Below are 21,222 nucleotides of genomic sequence, written 5' to 3' on the forward strand. Positions count from 1 at the left end.
TCGATTGAGTGCTTTGGATCAGTTTCTTCTATTGAAAAGCGGCTTCCAACTTTTGACGTACAAACTCTGCCAGCATCCACACTTCTTCTTGGCTCAGGGTGGGGATGCACTCATGATACTGTTGAACCAACCGGCTCAACTGCGGATCTAGCTGTTCGGCCAAGGAGCGAATCACCACGCCCGACACTGTGCCGACAAACATCGTGAGCAGAAGTTCGGGCTTCTGGATGCCTTTCATGACCTCGATCACAGTCCGCTGGACGCTCCGATCCATGCGCTGCATGTAATGGATCAGCCCGCCGAGCATCCAGGTGCAGAATTCCAGCTTGTGTTCCAGCGGAGGAGCGACCTGAATGATGCGCGTCTGCGCTTCTTGGACAGAGCGCCGTTCCAACGCTTCCATCACGTGTGACACCTGTTCGCGAACGAGGTTCATATCGGCGAGCACAGACAAGCTTTGCCGGATCGGCCGGAACATCTCGATCGCCGCTTGGGTTGGCGCATACAGCACGACCGAACGTCCTGTCTCTCGATCCTTCATCGCGTAAGAACGATCGAGAAATCCTGCGCTCTCCAACTCTTTTAGCACATCGTAGGCGGTCCACTTGCTCACCCCGACCGACTCTGCCACCTTCGCGTAGTGTACAGGCTCTTCGCTCGCCTTGTACAACTCTACCAGATGATGTAAAAATTCGATTCTCCGTTTCGTCAATCTCATCGAAGCTAACCCAACCGTCTCGTCACCCGCTCAAGACGATCACAATATTTCAGGATGTCGAGGCGTGCTTTTTCTGCTTCCACCGTCGTCGGGCGCAGCTCGCGAATCCCCCAGAATTCGACCAGCTTCATCACCACCTGCTTGTAGTAGTGCGAAGGTCCGTACCCTACATCCTTGGCGATCACTTTCATCCGTTCCTCATAGTCAGGAATGTTGTTGCCTGGCATGAAGAAGCCGAGCAACACAGGTGCGACAAACATCAGGTAGTTCGGTTCCAGCTCCAAGTGAGCTTGCACCACATCTCGATAAAACGAGTAATGTAGCGATTCGTCTTTGGCCAGACGTCGCAGCAAAACAGCGAGCGTCTCATCGTAAGGGGCAGCAACTTTCGCAACGTTGGTGTAAAAGACAAGCGTTGCCAGCTCTTGAAAGGAAGCGTAGGTGATCGCTTCGAGCGGCGTTGTAAACTTCGATTCAAAACCGCTCTCAACCACCGTCTTGCGGAGCTGATGCAGTTGCTTTGGGTCAGCATTTCTGGTGAGCAGAAGGTAGGTTTCCAACAGGTTGCTGTGCTGATCTTCTTCTGCCACCCATGTATGAATAAACTCTTGTAACACGTTCAGCGAGCCGGTGAAGGTTGAGCTCAGATAGGTGGTAAACCACGGTAGGTTCACTTCGGTCAACAGCGCGGTCTCGATCGCGATGCAGACGGCTGGCGGAAGCGATCTCTGTTCGATACTCCAAGGTATTTCCTTAAAGCTACGCCCTAGCTCCCACGGTACGAATTCATGATAGCTCCAGTCGATGTTGGCTGCTCTGATTTTGTGCTGTTCATAGAGATCAATAATTTTTCGTTCCAGTCGTACGTCGAGGTTGGGGAGCAAGATCATTTGGGTTCGATTCCTCATTTCATTATGAATGTTTCGATGCGCGAGACCTTTTTTGCATCCAAATCACCAAGATACCCAAAAGACCCAAAAAGCATCACCTTATTCTCACTCTCTTCGCTCCAAGTGTCAATCAGAAAAGAACAAAGAGGGGGTCTGATTCCCCTCCTTCGTACACATTCCTGTAACATTTCCAGATGTTGTAGAAGTGCGATGTCTGCCCACCGACTCGACTCGATTCGATTGGAAACCGAGCCCCGATGCGAGACAGATCCTACTCGCTCACCACAATGTCAAACCGATGGCTGTACTGCATCAGCCGAGCTGTCAAATCGGTTCGGTCTTGCTGCCAGATCAGCAGACGAACCTTTTTGATGCACGCCTCAAACGAGGCGAACGCTGAAAACTGATTGGCATAGCGGTCGGAGAGGTACAGAAAATAAGGTGGGCGATAGCTTTCCTCAAAATAGCGCAAGATCAGCTCGATCGGTGTGTACTTTTTGCGCTTCTCCTCCCAATTGTCGATCGCGATCGGAATTGTCGAGCGCTGCTCATCGACCAGATGGCGCAGCTTTTTTACCCGAGCATGATAGGGGGACACACCAGACTCTCCCATCGACTTTAACGTCTTTTCATGGTGTGGGAACAGAACGATCTTCGTAAATTTTCGCAGATGCGCCTCCGCTACGACTCTTGCTAGATCGTCTGCTGTCCACCGCTCAAAGGAATCGAGTGCGATCAGCGTCCCTTTCTCCGCCCGCTCTTCATATCCAAACTCCATCATGTTTGCTCGCTTGGCCATTGTCGCTCCCTCCTTGATTACCATCATACACGAGAAGTCGCTCCAACTCGCAAGGAACCCCCTTGCAGCAGCAAGGGGGTTCGTCCTATACCCGATTCATCTTCCACCCGAACATCGCCTTGTACGATGGCACCGTACCATCTTCGGCGATCTGAAACTCGACCACCTTCGCCATCGCTCCGACAAAGAGATGGGGAGCGACCGGCATCAGCTTTTCTTTCATCGTCGAGCCGACTTCTAACTCTTCGATCATCAGGTCTCCATCCTCCAGCCAAATGCGATACGGGCCGAGAAACTCGAAGTGGGCATAGTGGCCTTCATACGCGTTCAGCCAGCTCGGATCAGGCTGAAAGGTCGGATCGTAAGCAAAGCGATTGCATCGAACATTGTTGAGCATCAGGTGGTAGCAAGCGTGCTCTCCGTTGGAGATAAATTGCACCAGATTGCTCACTTGCCCGTTTTCAGCAAACGTCGCGTACTGATCCTGATACGGAAGCAGCGAGTGCGCCTGTCCGTTCAGTGTGAGCAGCAAGCGATCGCCCTGCTCCTCAATGATGACCAAGCCGGCCGCTCCTCCGATGTAAGCGCCCAGATAGTGCTTCCACTTGGAGCGATCCGCGCAGATCGTCTCCGGGACGACGACCTGCGCGGATCGATCTGGCAGCAGGCGGTCGAGAACTGGCGAGATCAGCTTGTGATGTGGGAACGGACGGTTGTTCATGATCACCGCTGCCACCCCCTCGTCAGGGGCGATGTAGATGTTGGCGCTATAGGTGGCGATATCCCCAAAGTGAGTCAACACCCACACGCCTTTGCGCAACACTTTGAAGAAGGACAGACCGAGGCCATAACCGCTCGTCGATTGCAGGCTCACCTGGGTGCGATGCAGCTCGCGCGCCGATTCTGCAGTCAGCACCTGAGTGCCGTCCAACATTCCTCCTTGCAGATGCATCTGCGCAAACCTGATCAGGTCGCGAGCAGACGTCATCAGATAGAAGGACGGATAGTGCGCCACATTTTCGGGCATTTTGTGCAACACCTGATAGCTGCCATCGGCGGTGAGGTTGTGCGGCAAGGCGAGCGGATAGGTCAGCGCGACCGTCGGATCGTAGGTCGATGATCTCATCCCGAGCGGTTGAAACAGCTGCTGTTGCACCAGGTCGGCAAAATATGTCCCGGTGACCGCTTCTGCCACTGCGCCGGCGATGTCGAAGCTATGACAGTTATAGTTGAAGAGCTCACCTGGTGGTGAATACAGCTTTTCTTGGGAGATCACATCGCGAACATAGTTGCGCAAGCCCTCCGGGTCACGGCTTCCTAAGTAGTTCCCGTTGTTGACAAAGCCGACCCGATGCGTCAACAGCATGCGCATCGTCACTCGATCTGCAGCCTTCGGATCACTCAGATGAAACCACGGGATATATTCTTTGATCGGTGTGTCAAGGTCAAGCTTCCCTTGCTCGACGAGCCGCATGATCAGCGTTGCGGTGACCAGTTTGGAGACGGAACCTACGCGAAACAGCGTTTCAGCAGTGACTGCCGATCCACCCGTCTCCGCATCGGTCACGCCAAATCCATTCGCATACAGCACTTCTGCTCCGCTTGCGACCGCAAGCGACAGAGCTGGCACTCTGTTTGCGATCATCTCCTGTTCGGCGAGGCGTTCGAGCTCTTGAATGTCTAACATGTCGCACCCACCTTCTCAAAACGCCAACCGCCTTGGAAGCCAAGTCCGCTCACAGCGCCCTCTTCATCAAAATAGAATTCCGCATAAGGGAAGTCATCACCGACAAACCGTTCATGATCCACCGCCATCAACAGGCCAGCACTCCCTTCATGATCTTGAAAGCGGAGCAGAGAATCCCCTTCGACGGTGACATGGAGCGTCAAGACGCCACAATGCGAATAGGTGCCCGCATAGCGGGTGAGTTGCTCGCGCCCGAGCACAAACGCTGGGTCATAGTCGATGCGCTTGAGCGGTGTTTTGTTCAGCATCAGATAGCGGGTCGGCCCCTCCGCCTCCGGGATAAACCCGACAGATGCCACTTCGTTTCCTTCCCCATCAACAGCGAGGTAGAGCTCGTCCCGAACATGGCGCATGGTGAACGACTCCCCTTGCACGACCAAGCGCAGAGATCCCGCCTCAGAGGCAATCTCAAGCAATCCGATCTTCTCGCCCAAATAAAAGCCCGGAGGGCGGTCGATCTCCAGCGGCTTCGGCAAAAGGTTGACCGACAGCTCCTTCGCTGCTGGCAGGAGATCATCAAACGCGCGGTTGACGATCTTCATCACATCGAGGTCGCGGTTGTGCAGCACCACGACCGCGACCTGCTCTTGCGGTGCGGTGACAAGTGCGCTGCAGAAGGAGTGAAGGCCACCAAAATGGCGCACCTGCAGGATGTCTTTGTAGTAGGATAAGATAAAATGCAATCCGTACGCCGAAGGAATTCCTGAGAATAAATCGGCATGCGGCTTGTGCATCTCCGCGACCCACCGCGGGTGCAGATACGCTTGCCCGTCGATCTGCCCTTCGTTGATGTGCATGATCGCAAAGCGAGCCATGTCCAGCACGTTTGACAGCACGCCGAGCGCTGGCGCATCTTCTGCGCTCTGCAAAACGTGTTCAACAGGGACGATCGCACCGTCTGCCCGCAGATCATGAGCGCGCGCCACCGACGAGCATTCTGCACGCGCAGGATCGAGCGTGCTGCTGTTCATGCCAAGCGGTATGAACAGCTCCTCCTCCATCAGCCGCGCAAACGCTTTCCCCGTCACTCGCTCCGCCAGATAGCCTGCGAGCGAAGAGTTGCGATTGCTGTAGCAATAGAGCTTGCCTGGCGGTGCGAACAGCTCTTCCTGGGACAGTTGTTCGCTGGCAAAATCGGCTAACCCCGCGCTGTCGGCGCGACCGATAAATGTGCCGCCATCGCGGAAGCCCGCCTGATGGGAGAGCAACATCCGCAGCGTGATCCGCTCGGCAGCCGACTCGTCTCGCAGTCGGAAATCGGGCAAGAACTGACGAATCGGCACATCCAGTTCTACTTGACCTGCCTGCACCAGCCGCATCAAGAGCGTTCCGGTCAGCGGCTTGGTACACGATGCGATGGGGAACAATGTTTCGGCAGTCACCGGCACACCGCTTTCTCCCACGGCGGTCACACCAAAGCCTTTTGCATAGATGATCTCTTTATTCAAAACGACTGCGACAGCTACACCTGGCACGCGGGCAGTCTGCATCTCTTCCTGAATCAAACTTTCGAACCGATCAATATTTAACAACAAAAATCCTCCTCTGCTGTGATAGTGGTCTCTAGCTCAGCGCTTTGAACAATGGGCTCACCCCTTCCATTTGCGTATTGTTGGGAATCGTACCATGATTCTGCACTTTTTTCCAGTCAGTCTTTATCAGAAAATACTTCATACGCCTGTATTATGATAAACAATACGATTTACTTATATTTTTAGATTGTTTAGAAAGGTGTTGAGAATTTGGTGTAGAATGATTAGCTAGCTTAATAACTGCTGTTGAAAGGAGATTTTAGCTGTGACATTCTATCGTGTGGCCGTTCTGAGCACTGCGATCGGCCTTGGTCTTTTTGTCACCGCGCTCGTCCGCTTCACGCAGCCCACCATCGCTTGGTCGGATGCTTCGATTCTGTTCACACTGTTCTTGCTCTACGCGGTGACCGAGTTTTTCCAACTCAAGCGCAAGCAGGTGATCATCTCCCTGTCGCTGAGCGTCGACTTGCTCGTCTTTTTAAAGTTTGGCCTGCTGCCCGTCGTGCTGATGAGCCAGTTGATCATCATTTTTGCGCGATGGTATCAAGAGAAAAAGCTCGACTTGGGGAAAACGTTCGCCAACGGTGCTATCTTCTTATCCGCCTCCGTCTTCGCAGCTCTTGCTTTCTATCTGACGGGGGGCTCTCATCACGCGCAGTTGAGCGACAACTTTCTGCCGCTTTTGGCCTATATCTGTGTGCACTATCTCATCAACCATCTCGTCCTCTACCTCTTCTTCCGCTCCCTGAAGAGCACGCAGATTCGATCGTACATGTTGCATATGAAGTTCGACCTGTTCTCCACACTGTTTGCAACCTCGCTCGGCTTTATCGTCATCCTGCTCTATGAGGAGGACGGTTTGCAAGGCTTGTGGGCGTTCGGATTGCCACTCGTGCTCTGCGTCTATGTTTTCAAACTGTTTAACGATCTCTACCGCTCCTCCGCGCTGTTTCGCAACCTGACCAGCCTGACCAGCTACTTTTCGGGCGAATTGGCAACCGATGTGATGTTCAGTCGAGTGACCTGCGAACTTCCGAAGTGGTTCGACCATGTGGAGTGCATCATCCTGGTTCACGAAGGCGAGCAGCTGGTCGTTCGCTCCGCCTCAGAAGGCTTGTCCTCACAGAGCATCCAAGCGCTGGAAAGCTACTTGAAGGCGAATCCTCCCAACCCGAAAGAGCAGATGATGAAAAAAGGGTTGCTGAGCGGCGACTTGAACGATCTCGGGTACAATACGTTGCTGGTCTCGCCGTTCACCGGAACGGATCATCATGTCGGCTACTGCTGTTTGATCGGCACGAACAAAAGCGAATTTGATTCGACAACGCTCGATGCGACCGCCATTCTAGCGAATCAGCTGACCGTCTCCTACCGCAATGCCATGCGCTATGCCAGCATGGAAAAACAAAGTCTCTATGACGAGATGACCCAGTTGCCCAACCATCGCTTTTTGGAGCGCCGCCTTTCTGAAGAGATGATGAGGATGACCGATGCTCCGCTCTCGCTCCTGTTGATCGACCTCGATCACTTCAAGCAGATCAACGATCGCTATGGTCATCTGGCCGGTAACACCGTCTTGGAGCGCACCGCTCGGCTCTTTGAAGATTCGGTGCGCAAAAGCGACTTTGTGGCCCGCTACGGCGGCGAGGAATTCCTCATTCTGCTTCCAGGTGCGGACAGCAGAGCCGCCTGTCGAATCGCGGAGACCATTCGACAAAACATTTCGGCTCAGCCTTTTGCGGTCTCGACGCTCGAAGGGGAGCAGAAAACGATTCGCTTGACCGTCTCCATCGGCGTCGCCACCTACCCAGATGATGCTGTCGACGATCAGCAACTGCTGCGCTATGCGGACCGCGCCATGTACTACGGCGCGAAGCGAGCGGGTCGCAACCGCGTCTCCGCCTATCAGCAAGACAAGCGGAAACAATAACCTGTCCCTATGTGAAAAAACCGCTCTCAGGAGAGCGGCTTTTTCACGTGTTGCACTCTTTCTCCCCCGCATATTGCAACCAGCGATCGATCACCATGCGCAAACGCTGCTGTCTGAAGAGCAGCAACCGCTTGATAAACTGGCGTTCTCTGCTCTGCATATAGCCACGAGGGACACAGCGAATGGCTGCATCGATGTCTGCCAGGCGCATCTCTTCGATCTTGCGGATCATCGGCTCCAAAGTGTCGCTGTTCGATTGACAGGCGAGCAGACCTTGTGGGACATTGTAAAATCGCCACAGCTGATCCCAGATCGGCGTGTTCCAAGCGCCGCGCTTCCATTTGCGCGGTGAACCGTACAACGTATGGCCGTGGTCGATCAAATACCATCCGTAGCGCTCATCGGAAGAATTGCGATAGAGGATCAAGTTTCTCCCCTTGGCGCGGTCGATGTTGGTGATCCAGGCGTCAAACACGACCATCTGGGCGAGAAGTTCATGTCGATCGACGTGCTGCTCGGGAGCCGACTTGACCGTTTCATCCGCATCGCGCCAGGTGATCACTTCTGCCGCATCGATCTCCCGAGAGATCAGCCCTTCCTGCGGAATGCCATTCGGGCCTCTGACAGTGGCGAGCTCCAACTCGCTGACCGGAAAGCCGAGCCGTTTGGCAAGGGAGGCAGCGATCAACTCGTTGGCGATCATCGGGCCGGAAAAATACCATTGATCTTTGGTGGCAAATTTAAAATACCCACGTTTGTTCCCGGCGCTGCGCACGCGCCAGACATGGCCTTGCCGTTTTTCTTTCCAGACCTGTTCGAGGAACCACCGCTCTGTGAACAAGCTTACTCCCCCTCCCCCGCAAGCAACGACTGAAAGAGCTCTCGATAACGGTGTGCGACCTGCGACCAGCCGAACTTGGCAGCCAATTCTTTTCCTTGCCGAACCCGCCGATCGGTGCACGCCTGATCATCCCACATTTTGAAAACCGCTTCGCAGATGCTGACCGGTTCAACTTCTGGAATGATGGAAGCGACACTCTCATCGACGAGATGTACGAGACCTCCGCATTGAGTGGACACGAGCGGAACGCCTGCTGCTAACGCTTCGAGAGCGACCAAACAGAACGATTCGTTGCGGCTGGGCACGATGACCGCTCCCACGTCCGCATACATCTGCTGGACCTGATTGTGCATCTGGAAGCCTAACCAACTGATCGAGTCGTTTAGATCGAGCTGTTCCGATAGCTGATACAGATGCTCCAGATACCGCTCGGAGCCTGTGCCGATCACGATCAGCTTGACAAGAGGTTGTTGCTCCCGGAGCAAGGAAACCGCATAGAGCAGCTCTTCGATTCCTTTTGAGCGCACCAAACGTCCGACGAACAGCAGGTGGTACCGATTCGGGCGAAAGGACACTTCGGGGGATGTCACTCCATTGGGAATCACGAAGATCTTCTGCGCATAGGCAGGATGTTTGCGCACGATTTCCTCCAGCAACCAGCCGCTGGGCACGATGATCGAATCGCTATGTTCAAAAAGGAGCGCTTGGCGCAGCACCATCTCCTCCCGCCCAGCGGAGGCGTGCTCTTGGAAGACGAGCGAGTGACACGTATAGACGAGCGGAACTTGCCACTTCGCTTTGCAGGCGAGTGCGAGCTCACAGCATTGAACGCTGTGCACGTGGAGCAGTGCGGGTCGATCTTCTCTCGTCTGATCGAGCCAGCTTTCGATCGCTTTAGGAAAAAAGATCTTGGGCGATGTGTAGGGCAAACTTGGAAAGCGGATGATCTTGAGGTTATCGATCGACTGGACCTGTACGGTGTCACCCTGTCCTTTGGTGATCACAGTCAAACGGAGTGTTCCTTCCTCGGCCAACGCAGCGGACAGCTCGGTGGCGACAATGCCTAAACCCCCGATAATCTGTGGATGAAATTCATTGGTCAAGACCATAATTCTCATCCCGCTCACCTCATCGGAATTGCAACCCGATTTCTGCAATGCGAAATGTGGTTGCGATTCTGTCAATTTTCTATTAGGGTATGGGAAGAGAGCGCATTTCGGGTCGGACAGAAGCCTATTCGAGATCGCTCGCAACTTTTTGTGTTGTCCTTCGTACTAGTAGATGTATTCAGAAAAGGAGTGGATCTTGGTTGGATCTCTTGCTGATGATTCTAGGTGTCATCATCGCCTCGCTCTTCATGCTGGGCGCGTTGTTCACCACACTTGTACCTGTACTCCCAGGTGGTGCGCTCCTCGTCATTCCTGGGGCGCTGATCTATGGATGGATCGTTGACTTTTCGCCGTTTTCGGTTGCCTTCTGGATTGGACAGGCGGTTTTGATCATCGTCAACATGCTTTCAGACAATGTGGCGCAGGTGTTCGGTATTAAAAAGATGGGTGGATCGAAGGCCGGTATGATCGGGGGCACGATCGGGATGTTCGTTCTCCCGCTGGTGATCTCTCCGCTCGGTCCCCTCGCTCTGATCTTCGGGCCGCTGCTCGGCGCGGTCATCGGTGCGATGGTCGGCGAGCTGTACATGCGCCGCAAGCGGGATGAAGTGATTAAAGTTGGTCTTGGTTCTGCACTCAGCTTTCTGGCGGGCACCTTCTTTAAGGTGTTGCTCGTCGGCGTGCAGATCGTTTGGTTCTACATCGCCATTTTTTAAAAACATCTAGGCTCCACGGTTTGCCCTCCTCGTTCTTGGGTATAGTACCAAGAAAAGGAGGGTGTTTTTATGAGTTGAAACCGCTCCACGATCCGGAGCGTCAATCCGCATGAGAGAGGTGTAGCTTCCGATCCGTCCACACCTCGTTGAGCCCCCTACGCCTTAGACACATCGGGTGGGCGGTTTGCGTATGATAGAAGACCACTCCCCCATCTCACCATTCGCAGGAGCTCGCTCCTTTAAAAGAAAGGGTGCAAAGCGATGAAAAAGTATCATTTTGTTGGTATCAAAGGGACTGGAATGAGCGCATTGGCGCAGTTGTACGCACGAATGGGTTATGAGGTGTCCGGATCGGACAGTCAAGAGGTGTTTTTTACAGATGAATTGCTCTCGAATGCGGGGATCACATATATCGGCTTACCGTCGCCAGAACGCGTCGAAAATGTGGATCTAGTTGTTCACTCTTCTGCTTACAGCCATGATCATATTGAGATCAAACGAGCGCTTGAGCTCGGAATTCCGGTCTATACCTATCCAGAATTGCTCGGCCAACTGACCAGAGAGCGTCCCGCGATTCTGATCTCCGGCACGCATGGCAAAACGACGACCACCTCGATGATCGGAGCGTTGCTCACGCACCATGAGCTGGATCCGATGGTGGTCATCGGAAGTAAAAACTATAACATCGGCAGCAATGCGCGGTTCGGAGAAGGGATGCTGGTGGCAGAAGCGTGCGAGTACAAACGGAACTTTTTAAATTACAATCCGCAGATGTTGATCGTCAACAACATCGACTGGGATCATCCAGACTATTTTAAAGATCATGATGATGTTCACCTGGCCTTCCAAGAGCTTGTCGACAAGTTGCCAGCTGACGGTCTGCTCATCGCTTGCGGGGATGACAGTCGATGTCGAATGTTAAAGAGCAAGAGCAAAGTGCTCCTCTTCGGCCTGCAGTCGACCAATGACATCTACGCGAGCAACATCGAAGAGGTGCGCGGCATGTTGCGCTTCGATGTGTGGGAAGGCAGCACACCGCTCGGAACGGTACAATTCAGGTCGCTCGGGCAGCACAATGTTTTGAACGCGCTGGCCACGATCGCTCTCGCCCGCCACATGAATCTATCATTCGAAATGGTAAAAGAATCCTTGCACGAATTTCAAGGCGTATACAGGCGGTTCGACTATTTGGGACGCCTTGGCCAGATGGAGTTTTATGACGACTACGCACATCACCCAAGCGAGATTCAGACAACGCTCCGAGCGGTCAAAAACTCCTTTCCAGAGGAGCGCCTGATCACCGTATTTCAGCCCCACACCTATTCGCGCACGAAAAAATTTCTGCAGGAGTTTGCCGATTCCCTGACCCTTTCAGATGAAGTCCTGCTCGTCAAACTGTTCTCCTCCGCTCGTGAAACAGATCCGGGTGATCAGCTGTCCGAACAATTGGCCGAAGCGATTCGCGAGCGCGGCAAGATGGTGACGTTCGTTGAGGATCTGGAACAAGGCAGCCAATTTTTGCGTCAATATGCAAAAGATAAGCAAGGCATCGTGCTGACGATGGGCGCTGGAAATGTGCGTGGAATCGGCGAAGATTCGATCTCTCTGTTGATCGAGTCGAAATCTGAATGATTCGGGAGAAGAAAAGCTGCCAATTTAGGCGGCTTTTTTGTATTCCCCTCTAAATGCCCGCAGATTCGATTTTGATGTGAAGATGGGCAATTCCATTGCCAATTGAAAATAACGCTATAGAGAAGCAAATAGAAGGGGTGTTTTCTGAACTAATGTCCAGATTATGTAAATTCAGTGCAAGCAACTACCGCTTTCGAGGCGAGATGTTTGAGAAAAAGAAATCGAGCAATAAATATGGCGATAATAACCTGTTATCGCTATAATAGAAACATAAAGAGTTCCAGATGAAAGGAATGGTAGTTATGACAGATTCCAATCGTGATCTCACCATACAGACAGGAACGTACGTTCCTAGTGTAGCACAAGAGATGGGTGTCTTGCACGATGAACATCTGTTCACTCTCTTCCTCAACCGTCCACGTCCAAAACAGTGGTCGAAGATGACCCGTAAAGCATACCACCGCGATCTTGAATCTTTTACCAAGTTTATTGAAGGGACTCCCCTTGCCCAGGTCACCTATGTGCAACTGGTCGAATATTGTTACACCCTGCAGCACTATTCGCCTGCTACACAACAGCGGATGATCAACCTGATGCGATCGCTCTTTCTGTTTGCCCATCGACTCGGCTATATTCAGCGCAACCCGGCCGTCCTGATCGCCGCTCCTCGCGTGCCGATCAGAGCGACGCATAAACGGTCGCTGACCGTCCAAGAAGCGCAGCGCCTATTAGAGACTGCCAAGCGGCTCGATCGCGCTTATCTGATGGTCGTCTTGTTGATCACCACCGGCGTGCGTGTTGAAGAGTTGTGCCAGGGCAACTGGGGGGATCTCTATGAGGATATGCGGGGCAATATCGGGTGGATGGTGCGCGGGAAAGGCGACAAGGATCGACCTGTCTTGATCCGCCCAGACGTTTGGGCGCTGTTGCAAGAGTTTCGCATAAGCAACGGGCTGAGCCCCGATCTCGATCATCGCGACAAAACACCGCTGCTCTTCACCAGACGCTTCACCCGCTATCGGCAGAACGGAGTTCGAGACATGATGTACCGTCTATCAGATGCGGCCGGCCTCTCTCGGCGGATCTCCCCGCATATTTTGCGCCATACGTGCGCTACTTTTTCATTGGAAGCGGAAGCCCCGCTCCTGCAGGTGCAGCGTCAGATGGGGCACGAAAGCTTGCGCACCACCGAGCGATATCTCCATGACATCCGCGAGCTGTCCGAAAGTGCCGGTGCTTATATCAACCAGGTGACATTGTAAGCGAGTCGACGTTAACGAGCGCCCACGTGGGATTGATCGAATTCGAGCGCTTCATCCAATCGCTCGCTCAGATTTGCAATCGCAGGGTTCCAGCGGTGAACCGCTCCGAATCCGCTCTCTACCAGTAAAACGCTCGAACCACCAGCTTTCGGATCAATCGAAACACACCTGCGTCCCAGCGAAACGAAAACGATCTGCCCGGGACTTCTTCAACGAGCGGCTACAACTTTACATTCGGCTCTGAAATTGAAAGTCGTATCTGAACAAATAGATGATTCACTTGCATACAATCTATTTTCCCATAATTATATTATGTGAAGTTGAGTTGATTCTTTTCAAACCATCCAATCACAATCAAAAAAGCCAGCTTCCCCGATCGATCGCGAGGAAGCTGGCTTTTTAGTCGTTCAAGACCTACTGTCACTTTACAAAGATCGATTCACAGAGCGTTTGCGCTCCGATCGAGCGTCCAGCGATTCCCCCGCTTGCCCGCTTCGGTCAACTGCCAACCTTTATGATCAAAATATCCATTCAGCGCTGAACTTGCGGGGCAAAGCGCATCAAAGCCTTGACAGGCAATCTCTGTCAACATTTTCTGCAGGAGATCATTACCTCTGTATCGCTCTGCCACCGCGAACTGATAAACTGAGACTCTCCCATTTTTCTTCGGAAAGAAACGCAGTGCGCCGATGATTTGATCATCTTCAATGGCCAGTAAGAGTTGCCTGCGCTGGACAGCAGCTCGCACACCATCCGGGCAAAGAAATTCGGGTGAGATCCCCGGATGTTCTTCTGCACGAACGTGCGTTGCAAAAAATCGAACAACATCGTTGGCAAAAACTCGCGGTGCTAAACCGATTTGGATCATCTGCAACATACTCCACGATTTTGTGATTTCGTCTACCTTCTGTAGAGCGCTTCTCGAAACGCTCTTCCACCTCTGCAAGCTTCCGCAATGTTGAAACGAGATCGTTTCAGTTAAATGATAACATAATAAATATTATGGAAACTACAATCGGTTGCTACGCATCGATTCGCACAAAATCGATGCAGCATGATCGGTGCGCGAGATCTGAGCGTTTCGCGTGGCAGCTCCGTTTATGCTCTAGCTCTACTCCTTCCAAAGCAGCTGCTCAACATATGCTAAAATCTCTTCTCCGATCTTATACGGCTCCAGTTTCAGCTGCTCCAACTCCACACGCGTTTTCTCGATCAGCTCGGCGCGCTCAGCAGACCCTTGCTCCTTCGCCAACATCTGGAGCGCCAACAGACCTAACTCCCCCTCACGGCTCAGTTTCATCAACCACGGGTCGATCTCCGTTACCAGCTGTCGATTGGTGATCGCTTTGCTCAGGTTCTTTCGCAGATCGCGAAGCTCCTCAAACTCTTTTCGCAATCGCTCTTTGTCACCCGCATCGACCAACGCCTTAAACTTCGGATTCCATTTATCATCGGCAATGATCGACCGACGAGAATAATCTGTAAATTTATTGAATAGTTCTGTACGCTCGATACCGGATAGAGATGATAGGCTCTCCACATACGCTTTTTGCGGATCATAGGAGGCTGGATGATCTAAATATTGTCCGATCGAATACAGGGCAGGCTTGGATGATTCCAACTGCACCATCGTGTTGGCCAGCAGACCGGTCACATGTGTTTGCAGATCGTTGGAGCGATGCTCAAGCGGTCCGAAAAACAGCTTCGGCGCTTGCTCAACTTCGTACGTATAATCGTTGATCGGATAGTGATCCCAGACCAGAGGCTTGCGGCCGAGCAGCTGTGCCGCTTTATCCGCGTCGGCAGCTTCAATTTTTTTGGAGAGGATCTCCGGGCCTGTCCAGATCACTTCGATCGATCCTTCCAACTGCTCCCTCAAAGTCACCCAATAGCTGTTCTCCTTGACGCCATAATATTGGGTCGGCATAAACCACAGCTGAAAGTTCGAATCTTTTTTCCGAACCTCCTCAAGAAGCGAGTTCGCAAGCGTCACATGAGCTTGCGCATAATTGGTGCCATAGGTCCCGCGATCTTTGTCTGACAACCCCCCCTGCGCCTGGTCGAATGACAGCAGGATCGTGTCCACGCCAAGCTTTCGCAACTGCTCCGTCTTGGCGAACAACTTCTGTTGATCTTCTTCCGATGAATAATTGATCGCCTTGCTCTTCATCTCCGCCGAATTGGAACTGCTCTGGCTGGAAAGCGAGAGCCCTGGCGAGATCGAATAGACAAATCTCAAACCGCTCTCCTTGGCTTTCTGAATCAGTTCCTTTAGCTTGGACGCCTGCTCCTCCGGATAAGGCAGAGCCCAGTCAACACGTTGAAACGGATCATTTGCTGGCGCGTATACGTATGTATTGTAGCGGTTGCTTGACATGAACTCAAACATGGACAGACGCTGTTCGTGCGTCCAAGATGCCCCGTAAGTTCCTCCTTCGATGACCCCACGGATGGCGAAAGACGCAGAGGCTTGCTGTTTCTCCTGCTGCTGTTTCAACTGGTCTGCCGAATTCGCCGCAGGAGAAGTGACGGCGGTCGCTTCGCCTTTTTTCTCGTCGTATCGCTGCGTGAGATACCAAGCGCCGCTCGTTCCCAACAACGCGACGAGGACTCCGGTCCAGACAATCGCTCTTTTGTTCACCCTTCTCCCCCATTCCTACACTCTTTTACTGCTTCCTTTACTACCTTAGCAAGAATAAGAAAAAAGCACCACCCAAAAAAGCGAATGGCGCCCGTTTTTTTCAGATTTTTTCGCTTATTACCAATTCTGAGTGAACATAAAAAATCTTATGACAACCAAAACCTCAAATTGACTGTCATTTGGTCTGAAATTTCAGACTTATGATGCGCTATCGTAATTGTGTCTCCACTTGACGATCCACCCATCATGTACCGCTTCAGGCTCGCCTGTTTCGTAGCCGAGAGCTTTTAAGATACATGTATATTTTTCCACTTGGTCCAGCTTGGGCATCGTCATGCTCACCTGCCAGTTCGCCATATCCACCCTCGATCGCCTCCTTCGCGTTCGATCCAAGAAATACCGCCTTGCTCGTCCTTTCGATCTATGGTTCGAGTCAAATTCTCGATCATTCACCATATTGTGCAGGGAATCGATGAGATATCGAATTCGGCCCTCCTCTCGCTCTCACAGTTTCAGCAACGATTCCTTCCTTTATATAGACGAGCATTCCCCGCATTTGGTTACAGATTTTACAAAAAAAAGACCTCCGCTCAAGAGGTCTTGGGGCGATCGATCAGAATCGATGCGTGATCGATCATATTTCTATGTACTTCCAGCGAAAGTCGCTCAACATTGTGAGCTCGGGATGCTTTCATCGTAGATCGAAAATCCTTCGCTCTCCTCATAATCGATCACAAGATCCTGTACGAGTGTCGCCGTCTTCGCGCCAAACAGGAACAAAATGCCCGACTCCATCACTTGCGTATCTCTGTGTGTTGGCTCATCCAGAGCCAATTTATAGGTAGGACCGCCTCAGCCCGGCAACACATAGATGCGCACGCCCAACTGCTCGCCATCCTTTTCGGCCAGCATTTCCTTCATCCGCTCCACCGCAACGTCGCTCACATCGATGATCATTTTGTTCTCACCTCACTTTGAGTGTAGCACAATCTCACCGCAAGATCAGCTTCCTGCCTTGCCCGAACCTCGCTCCTCAGGAAGACGAAAAGACCACCGCAAGCGGTGGATCCGCTCACGGTGGTCGGTGTGGTGCCTTACAGCTTCTCGATCACCTTGTCGATCAAGCCGTACTCTTGCGCTTCCTGGGCTGACAGCCAGTAGTCGCGATCCATGTCGGACGCCACTTTGTCATATGGCTTGCCGGAGCGCTCAGCAAGGACGGTGGTCAACAGCTTTTTCGTGCGCAGCATGCGTTCCATTTGAATCTCCATGTCGGACGCTTGCCCCTGTGCTCCACCGAGCGGCTGGTGGATCATGATCTCTGCGTTCGGCAGTGCGATCCGCTTGCCATCTGCGCCTGCTGCCAGCAAGACAGCTCCCATCGAGGCTGCCATGCCGAGGCAGATCGTCGATACATCAGGTTTGATGTATTGCATCGTGTCATAGATCGCCATGCCGGCAGACGTCGAACCGCCCGGTGTATTGATGTAGAGATGAATGTCTTTGTCCGGATCATCAGCCGCGAGGAACAGCAACTGTGCGATAATCGAGTTGGCCACGTTATCGTTAATCTCGGTACCTAAGAAGATGATGCGATCTTTTAACATCCGTGAGTAGATGTCATAGGAACGCTCTCCCATGCTGGTTTGTTCCACGACGTACGGAACTAGATTCATCAGTATGTACCTCCCTGTCGATGCGCGAAACTATGTAGCAAGGCTTTGCAGCACAACCATTTATCTGGAAAAACGACCTGACAGGTTGCCCCGTCGCATTTCCCTGTTCACCTCGCGCTTTTGCAATACTTTGCGCATCGTAAAAATATAGTAGTACGTTCTTCAATCTTTGTCAAAATGAGACTGCTGTGCCGATCGATCCGTTCAGAAGCTCAAGCCTCCATCGACAGACAGCACCGCACCATTGATGAAGCTCGCCTCATCTGATGCCAAAAACAGATAGGCGTTGGCAATATCTCGCGGTTGACCGAGCCTGCGCAACGGCGTCTGCTCCTTCATCAGCTGCAAGACCTTTTCCGGCACCTTTTCGGTCATCGCCGTCGCAACAAATCCCGGGGCGACCGCGTTGACCCGCACACCTTTTGGCCCGAGCTCTTTCGCCCACGTTTTGGTCATCCCGATCACGCCCGCTTTCGTCGCCGCATAGTTGGTCTGGCCGACGTTCCCGTACAGAGCGACGACAGACGCCGCGTTTAGAATCACGCCTTCCCCTTGGGCGATCATCACCCCTGCCACCGCTTGCGTGCAGAGAAAGACGCCGGTCAGGTTGATCCCGATCACCCGTTCCCACTGTGCTTGTTCCATCTTGACCAGCCAACCATCGCGCGTGATGCCCGCGTTGTTCACCAGAATGTCGACGCGGCCGAAAGCTTCGACTGTGCGCGTAACGAGCTGGTTCACATCGTCTGCAGCCGATACGTCCGCTTTTACAAAATGCGCCTGTGCACCGAGCGCTCGAACCTCTTCGACTGTCGAGGTTCCGCTGTGCTCATCAAAGTCGGCAATGATCAGCTTCGCACCGTTTTTGGCGAACAGCAGCGCCGTCTCTTTTCCGATCCCGTTTGCCCCGCCGGTGATGATCGCAGTCTTATCGGCTAACCGCATCTGCCACTCCCCCTTGCATTTATATGTTGATGCTTTGATTATAGCACGACCTTCTCACATGCGCGGAAACTGTCCGAACGCTCGCCAGCATTGAGAAAATAAGAACTTACGTTTGTATCTATTACCAACCTGTGGTATAATTCTTTCAACAATCAATCTGCGAACATATTTTCTCATTCTGATAACCTACTCATACCCTGTAGTCGAGGAGTGTATTTGACATGATAAAGCTATCGAAGCGTCAGCAAGAGATCATGGAGTTCATCAAGAGAGAAGTAAAAGACAAAGGGTACCCACCGTCCGTTCGCGAGATTGGCGAAGCGGTCGGTCTCGCTTCCAGTTCTACCGTGCACGGCCATCTGGCACGCTTGGAACAGAAGGGGCTGATTCGCCGCGACCCGACCAAGCCACGAGCGATCGAAGTGCTCGACTTGGATCAGTCGACCGACTCTCGCTTTGAATATTCGACTGTGATGGCGCCGATCGTCGGCCGCGTGACCGCAGGCACGCCGATCACCGCGATCGAAAATGTCGAGGATTATTTCCCGCTGCCGACCCGTTTTGTCGGTGACAACAACGTCTTCCTGCTAAACGTTGTCGGAGAGTCGATGATCGATGCGGGCATCTATGATGGCGATCTCGTGATCGTCCGCCAACAGGCGACCGCCCTGAACGGCGAGATCGTCGTAGCGATGACCGAAGATGACGAAGCGACCGTCAAGCGGTTTTATCGAGAAGCTGATCATATCCGCCTGCAACCGGAGAATCCGACCATGGAAGCGATGCGCTATGCAAACGTTTCCATCCTCGGCAAAGTGATCGGCGTTTTCAGAGAGATCATGTGATTGAACGATAAAAAGCCCCGTCCATCGGACGGGGCTTTTGCTGTTTAGTATGTGGTCAGGTACTGCGTGCGCTCCCATTCGTGAACGGTCGTGCGGAACATATCCCACTCGATTTGCTTCGCTTCCACAAAGTTCGCGATCACGTGCTCGCCGAGCGCTTTGACGATCACCTCGTCAGCCAACAGCTCATCGATCGCCTCTTTCAGCGAGGAAGGCAAGGAGTGAATGCCAGCTTCGAGACGCTCTTCTTCGTTCATCACGTAGATATTGCGGTTCACTGGGTCTGTCAGCTGCAGTTCGCGGCGGATGCCATCCAGACCTGATTGCAGCATCGCAGCCAACGCGAGGTACGGGTTGCACGCCGGATCTGGGTTGCGCACCTCGATGCGGGTGGAAAGACCGCGCGATGCCGGAATGCGAACGAGCGGCGAACGGTTTTTCGCAGACCATGCGATGTAGCAAGGCGCTTCATAGCCAGGAACCAGACGTTTGAACGAGTTGACCGTCGGGTTGGTGATCGCAGTAAAGCCGCGAGCATGCAACAGCACGCCAGCCAGGAAATGTTTTGCCGTCTGAGACAAGCCCAGCTCATCCTTGTCGTCGAAGAACGTGTTCACTTTGCCGTTGAACAGGGACAGGTGGCAGTGCATGCCCGAGCCGCTGATGCCAAAGATCGGCTTCGGCATGAACGTCGCGTGCAGGCCGTGCTTGCGAGCGATCGTTTTCACCACCAGCTTGAAGGTCATGATGTTATCTGCTGCGGTGACAGCATCTGTGTATTTGAAGTCGATCTCATGTTGGCCAACAGCGACTTCATGGTGAGAAGCTTCGATCTCAAAGCCCATCTCTTCCAGCGTCAGCACGATCTCACGGCGGCAGTTTTCACCGAGGTCGACCGGTGCGAGGTCAAAGTATCCGCCTTGGTCGTTCACCTCAGTCGTGATGTTTCCTTGCTCGTCAAGCTTGAACAGGAAAAACTCCGGTTCCGGACCTACGTTCATCGTGTCGAAGCCCATCGCTTTTGCCTCTTCCAGCGCGCGCTTCAAGGTGGAGCGCGGGTCGCCTGGGAACGGGGTGCCGTCCGGCATGTAGATGTCGCAGATCAGGCGGGCTACCTTGTAGCCTTTCTCTGTCTCCCACGGGAAGATCAACCAGGTGTTCAGGTCCGGATACAGGTACATATCGGACTCTTCGATGCGAACGAAGCCATCGATGGAGGAACCGTCAAACATCATCTTGTTGTCCAGCGCTTTGTCAAGCTGAGACACCGGAATCTCTACATTCTTGATGACGCCAAGCAGATCGGTGAATTGCAGGCGGATATACCGCACGTTCTCTTCTTTCGCCATGCGTTTGATGTCTTCTGTGCTGTAGTTCATTTCTGGTTCTCCTCCTTAGGCTCCACCCTCATAGGAATGAATGCTCTATATTGTTTTAGTGGAAAAACCGCGACAGATCGCCAGCATTAAACGGGTTGTGCCCCTGCATGCCCGGACGACGCAGCATTTCCTGTTTCAACCTTTCGCGAAGCTCGCGATCGGTCAGATCGCGTTTCGCATCTTGAGCCACTCTCTCCGCCTGTTCTTTCTTTGTATCAGGCAGGAGGCTTGAAGCGGTCTTGGCAGGCCCAAGCACCGTCTTGATCCCTGCAATATTCAGCCCTTGGTCGATCAGCCGCTTGACTTCGAGCAAGCGTTCCACGTCATTAAAGGAAAACAATCGTTGATTTCCTTCTGTGCGCGCCGGCTGTACCAAGTTATGTTGCTCATAGTAGCGAATTTGCCGGGCAGTGAGATCGGTTAGCTTCTGGACGATGCCAATCGGAAAAAGGGCGAGATTGCGTCTGAGTTCATCGTTCATTCACATCAACGCCTCTCCTGTGATAGCCATATTATATGCCGTGTCAAGGATAGGTGTCAACGCATGTAAGGAAATCTGA

The 21,222-nt window shown here is 52.8% G+C and carries 19 protein-coding genes; 5 read left to right on the forward strand and 14 right to left on the reverse strand.

Features of this window, described 5'->3' with window-relative positions:
• Positions 1-28: 28 nt before the first annotated feature.
• From ACFSOY_RS00895 to ACFSOY_RS00915, 5 genes are all read right to left on the reverse strand, one after another.
• The gene (locus ACFSOY_RS00895) at positions 29-718 is read right to left on the reverse strand and encodes a hypothetical protein (RefSeq protein WP_386043413.1); all 690 of its coding nucleotides are present in this window, start codon (positions 716-718) and stop codon (positions 29-31) included.
• A 5-nt stretch (positions 719-723) separates the two neighbouring features.
• On the reverse strand, positions 724-1,605 hold the full coding sequence (locus ACFSOY_RS00900; RefSeq protein WP_386044437.1) for an acyl-ACP desaturase: 882 nt from the start codon (positions 1,603-1,605) through the stop codon (positions 724-726).
• A 274-nt stretch (positions 1,606-1,879) separates the two neighbouring features.
• Positions 1,880-2,407, reverse strand: coding sequence for a hypothetical protein (locus ACFSOY_RS00905; RefSeq protein ID WP_386043414.1), 528 nt, complete (start codon positions 2,405-2,407; stop codon positions 1,880-1,882).
• 85 nt (positions 2,408-2,492) lie between these two features.
• The gene (locus tag ACFSOY_RS00910) at positions 2,493-4,094 is read right to left on the reverse strand and encodes a serine hydrolase domain-containing protein (RefSeq protein WP_386043416.1); all 1,602 of its coding nucleotides are present in this window, start codon (positions 4,092-4,094) and stop codon (positions 2,493-2,495) included.
• Positions 4,088-5,686: a serine hydrolase gene (locus tag ACFSOY_RS00915; RefSeq protein ID WP_386043418.1), complete on the reverse strand. Its 1,599-nt coding sequence runs from the start codon at positions 5,684-5,686 to the stop codon at positions 4,088-4,090. The genes ACFSOY_RS00910 and ACFSOY_RS00915 overlap by 7 nt, the downstream gene beginning before the upstream one ends.
• A 265-nt stretch (positions 5,687-5,951) precedes the next feature.
• On the opposite strand from ACFSOY_RS00915, the gene ACFSOY_RS00920 reads away from it, so the two are divergent.
• On the forward strand, positions 5,952-7,616 hold the full coding sequence (locus ACFSOY_RS00920; RefSeq protein ID WP_386043420.1) for a GGDEF domain-containing protein: 1,665 nt from the start codon (positions 5,952-5,954) through the stop codon (positions 7,614-7,616).
• 43 nt (positions 7,617-7,659) lie between these two features.
• On the opposite strand, the gene ACFSOY_RS00925 is transcribed toward ACFSOY_RS00920, so the two are convergent.
• On the reverse strand, positions 7,660-8,457 hold the full coding sequence (locus tag ACFSOY_RS00925) for a HipA family kinase (RefSeq protein WP_386043422.1): 798 nt from the start codon (positions 8,455-8,457) through the stop codon (positions 7,660-7,662).
• Between the two features lie 2 nt (positions 8,458-8,459).
• Positions 8,460-9,575, reverse strand: coding sequence for a glycosyltransferase family 4 protein (locus tag ACFSOY_RS00930; RefSeq protein ID WP_386043423.1), 1,116 nt, complete (start codon positions 9,573-9,575; stop codon positions 8,460-8,462).
• Positions 9,576-9,766: 191 nt separating this feature from the next.
• On the opposite strand from ACFSOY_RS00930, the gene ACFSOY_RS00935 reads away from it, so the two are divergent.
• From ACFSOY_RS00935 to ACFSOY_RS00945, 3 genes are all read left to right on the forward strand, one after another.
• The gene (locus ACFSOY_RS00935) at positions 9,767-10,282 is read left to right on the forward strand and encodes a DUF456 domain-containing protein (RefSeq protein WP_386043425.1); all 516 of its coding nucleotides are present in this window, start codon (positions 9,767-9,769) and stop codon (positions 10,280-10,282) included.
• A gap of 261 nt (positions 10,283-10,543) precedes the next feature.
• The gene (gene murC / locus ACFSOY_RS00940; protein ID WP_386043427.1) at positions 10,544-11,914 is read left to right on the forward strand and encodes a UDP-N-acetylmuramate--L-alanine ligase; all 1,371 of its coding nucleotides are present in this window, start codon (positions 10,544-10,546) and stop codon (positions 11,912-11,914) included.
• Between the two features lie 302 nt (positions 11,915-12,216).
• Positions 12,217-13,176, forward strand: coding sequence for a tyrosine-type recombinase/integrase (locus ACFSOY_RS00945; RefSeq protein ID WP_386043429.1), 960 nt, complete (start codon positions 12,217-12,219; stop codon positions 13,174-13,176).
• A 439-nt stretch (positions 13,177-13,615) separates the two neighbouring features.
• Here ACFSOY_RS00945 and ACFSOY_RS00950 read toward each other — a convergent pair whose 3' ends face one another.
• From ACFSOY_RS00950 to fabG, 5 genes are all read right to left on the reverse strand, one after another.
• On the reverse strand, positions 13,616-14,044 hold the full coding sequence (locus ACFSOY_RS00950; RefSeq protein ID WP_386043431.1) for a GNAT family N-acetyltransferase: 429 nt from the start codon (positions 14,042-14,044) through the stop codon (positions 13,616-13,618).
• A gap of 243 nt (positions 14,045-14,287) precedes the next feature.
• Positions 14,288-15,817 carry a beta-N-acetylglucosaminidase domain-containing protein gene (locus tag ACFSOY_RS00955; protein ID WP_386043433.1) on the reverse strand — a complete coding sequence of 510 codons (1,530 nt, stop codon included), beginning with the start codon at positions 15,815-15,817 and terminating at the stop codon, positions 14,288-14,290.
• Between the two features lie 198 nt (positions 15,818-16,015).
• Positions 16,016-16,180: a hypothetical protein gene (locus ACFSOY_RS00960; protein WP_386043435.1), complete on the reverse strand. Its 165-nt coding sequence runs from the start codon at positions 16,178-16,180 to the stop codon at positions 16,016-16,018.
• Between the two features lie 731 nt (positions 16,181-16,911).
• Positions 16,912-17,493 carry an ATP-dependent Clp endopeptidase proteolytic subunit ClpP gene (clpP, locus tag ACFSOY_RS00965; protein ID WP_386043437.1) on the reverse strand — a complete coding sequence of 194 codons (582 nt, stop codon included), beginning with the start codon at positions 17,491-17,493 and terminating at the stop codon, positions 16,912-16,914.
• Between the two features lie 204 nt (positions 17,494-17,697).
• Positions 17,698-18,438 (reverse strand): 3-oxoacyl-ACP reductase FabG, encoded by a 741-nt coding sequence (fabG, locus tag ACFSOY_RS00970; protein WP_386043439.1) that lies wholly within the window; start codon positions 18,436-18,438, stop codon positions 17,698-17,700.
• A 221-nt stretch (positions 18,439-18,659) separates the two neighbouring features.
• Between fabG and lexA the strand changes: the two genes are divergently transcribed.
• Positions 18,660-19,283 (forward strand): transcriptional repressor LexA, encoded by a 624-nt coding sequence (gene lexA / locus ACFSOY_RS00975; RefSeq protein ID WP_386043441.1) that lies wholly within the window; start codon positions 18,660-18,662, stop codon positions 19,281-19,283.
• 44 nt (positions 19,284-19,327) lie between these two features.
• Here the strand turns inward: lexA and glnA are convergent, their stop codons facing one another.
• Both glnA and ACFSOY_RS00985 read right to left on the reverse strand, forming a co-directional pair.
• Positions 19,328-20,662, reverse strand: coding sequence for a type I glutamate--ammonia ligase (glnA, locus tag ACFSOY_RS00980; RefSeq protein WP_386043443.1), 1,335 nt, complete (start codon positions 20,660-20,662; stop codon positions 19,328-19,330).
• A 55-nt stretch (positions 20,663-20,717) separates the two neighbouring features.
• Positions 20,718-21,143 carry a MerR family transcriptional regulator gene (locus ACFSOY_RS00985; protein ID WP_386043445.1) on the reverse strand — a complete coding sequence of 142 codons (426 nt, stop codon included), beginning with the start codon at positions 21,141-21,143 and terminating at the stop codon, positions 20,718-20,720.
• Positions 21,144-21,222 lie beyond the last annotated feature (79 nt).

This window comes from Tumebacillus lipolyticus, assembly GCF_042682745.1.
Classification (GTDB): Bacteria; Bacillota; Bacilli; order Tumebacillales; family Tumebacillaceae; genus Tumebacillus_A; species Tumebacillus_A lipolyticus.

Excerpts from the sequence above, each read along its gene's own strand:
- glnA (WP_386043443.1), bottom strand. The coding sequence starts at position 20,662 with ATGAACTACAGCACAGAAGACATCAAACGCATGGCGAAAGAAGAGAAC.
- ACFSOY_RS00905 (WP_386043414.1), bottom strand. The coding sequence starts at position 2,407 with ATGGCCAAGCGAGCAAACATGATGGAGTTTGGATATGAAGAGCGGGCG.
- clpP (WP_386043437.1), bottom strand. The coding sequence starts at position 17,493 with ATGAATCTAGTTCCGTACGTCGTGGAACAAACCAGCATGGGAGAGCGT.
- ACFSOY_RS00950 (WP_386043431.1), bottom strand. The coding sequence starts at position 14,044 with ATGATCCAAATCGGTTTAGCACCGCGAGTTTTTGCCAACGATGTTGTT.
- lexA (WP_386043441.1), top strand. The coding sequence starts at position 18,660 with ATGATAAAGCTATCGAAGCGTCAGCAAGAGATCATGGAGTTCATCAAG.
- fabG (WP_386043439.1), bottom strand. The coding sequence starts at position 18,438 with ATGCGGTTAGCCGATAAGACTGCGATCATCACCGGCGGGGCAAACGGG.
- ACFSOY_RS00930 (WP_386043423.1), bottom strand. The coding sequence starts at position 9,575 with ATGAGAATTATGGTCTTGACCAATGAATTTCATCCACAGATTATCGGG.
- ACFSOY_RS00895 (WP_386043413.1), bottom strand. The coding sequence starts at position 718 with ATGAGATTGACGAAACGGAGAATCGAATTTTTACATCATCTGGTAGAG.
- ACFSOY_RS00985 (WP_386043445.1), bottom strand. The coding sequence starts at position 21,143 with ATGAACGATGAACTCAGACGCAATCTCGCCCTTTTTCCGATTGGCATC.
- ACFSOY_RS00945 (WP_386043429.1), top strand. The coding sequence starts at position 12,217 with ATGACAGATTCCAATCGTGATCTCACCATACAGACAGGAACGTACGTT.
- ACFSOY_RS00910 (WP_386043416.1), bottom strand. The coding sequence starts at position 4,094 with ATGTTAGACATTCAAGAGCTCGAACGCCTCGCCGAACAGGAGATGATC.
- murC (WP_386043427.1), top strand. The coding sequence starts at position 10,544 with ATGAAAAAGTATCATTTTGTTGGTATCAAAGGGACTGGAATGAGCGCA.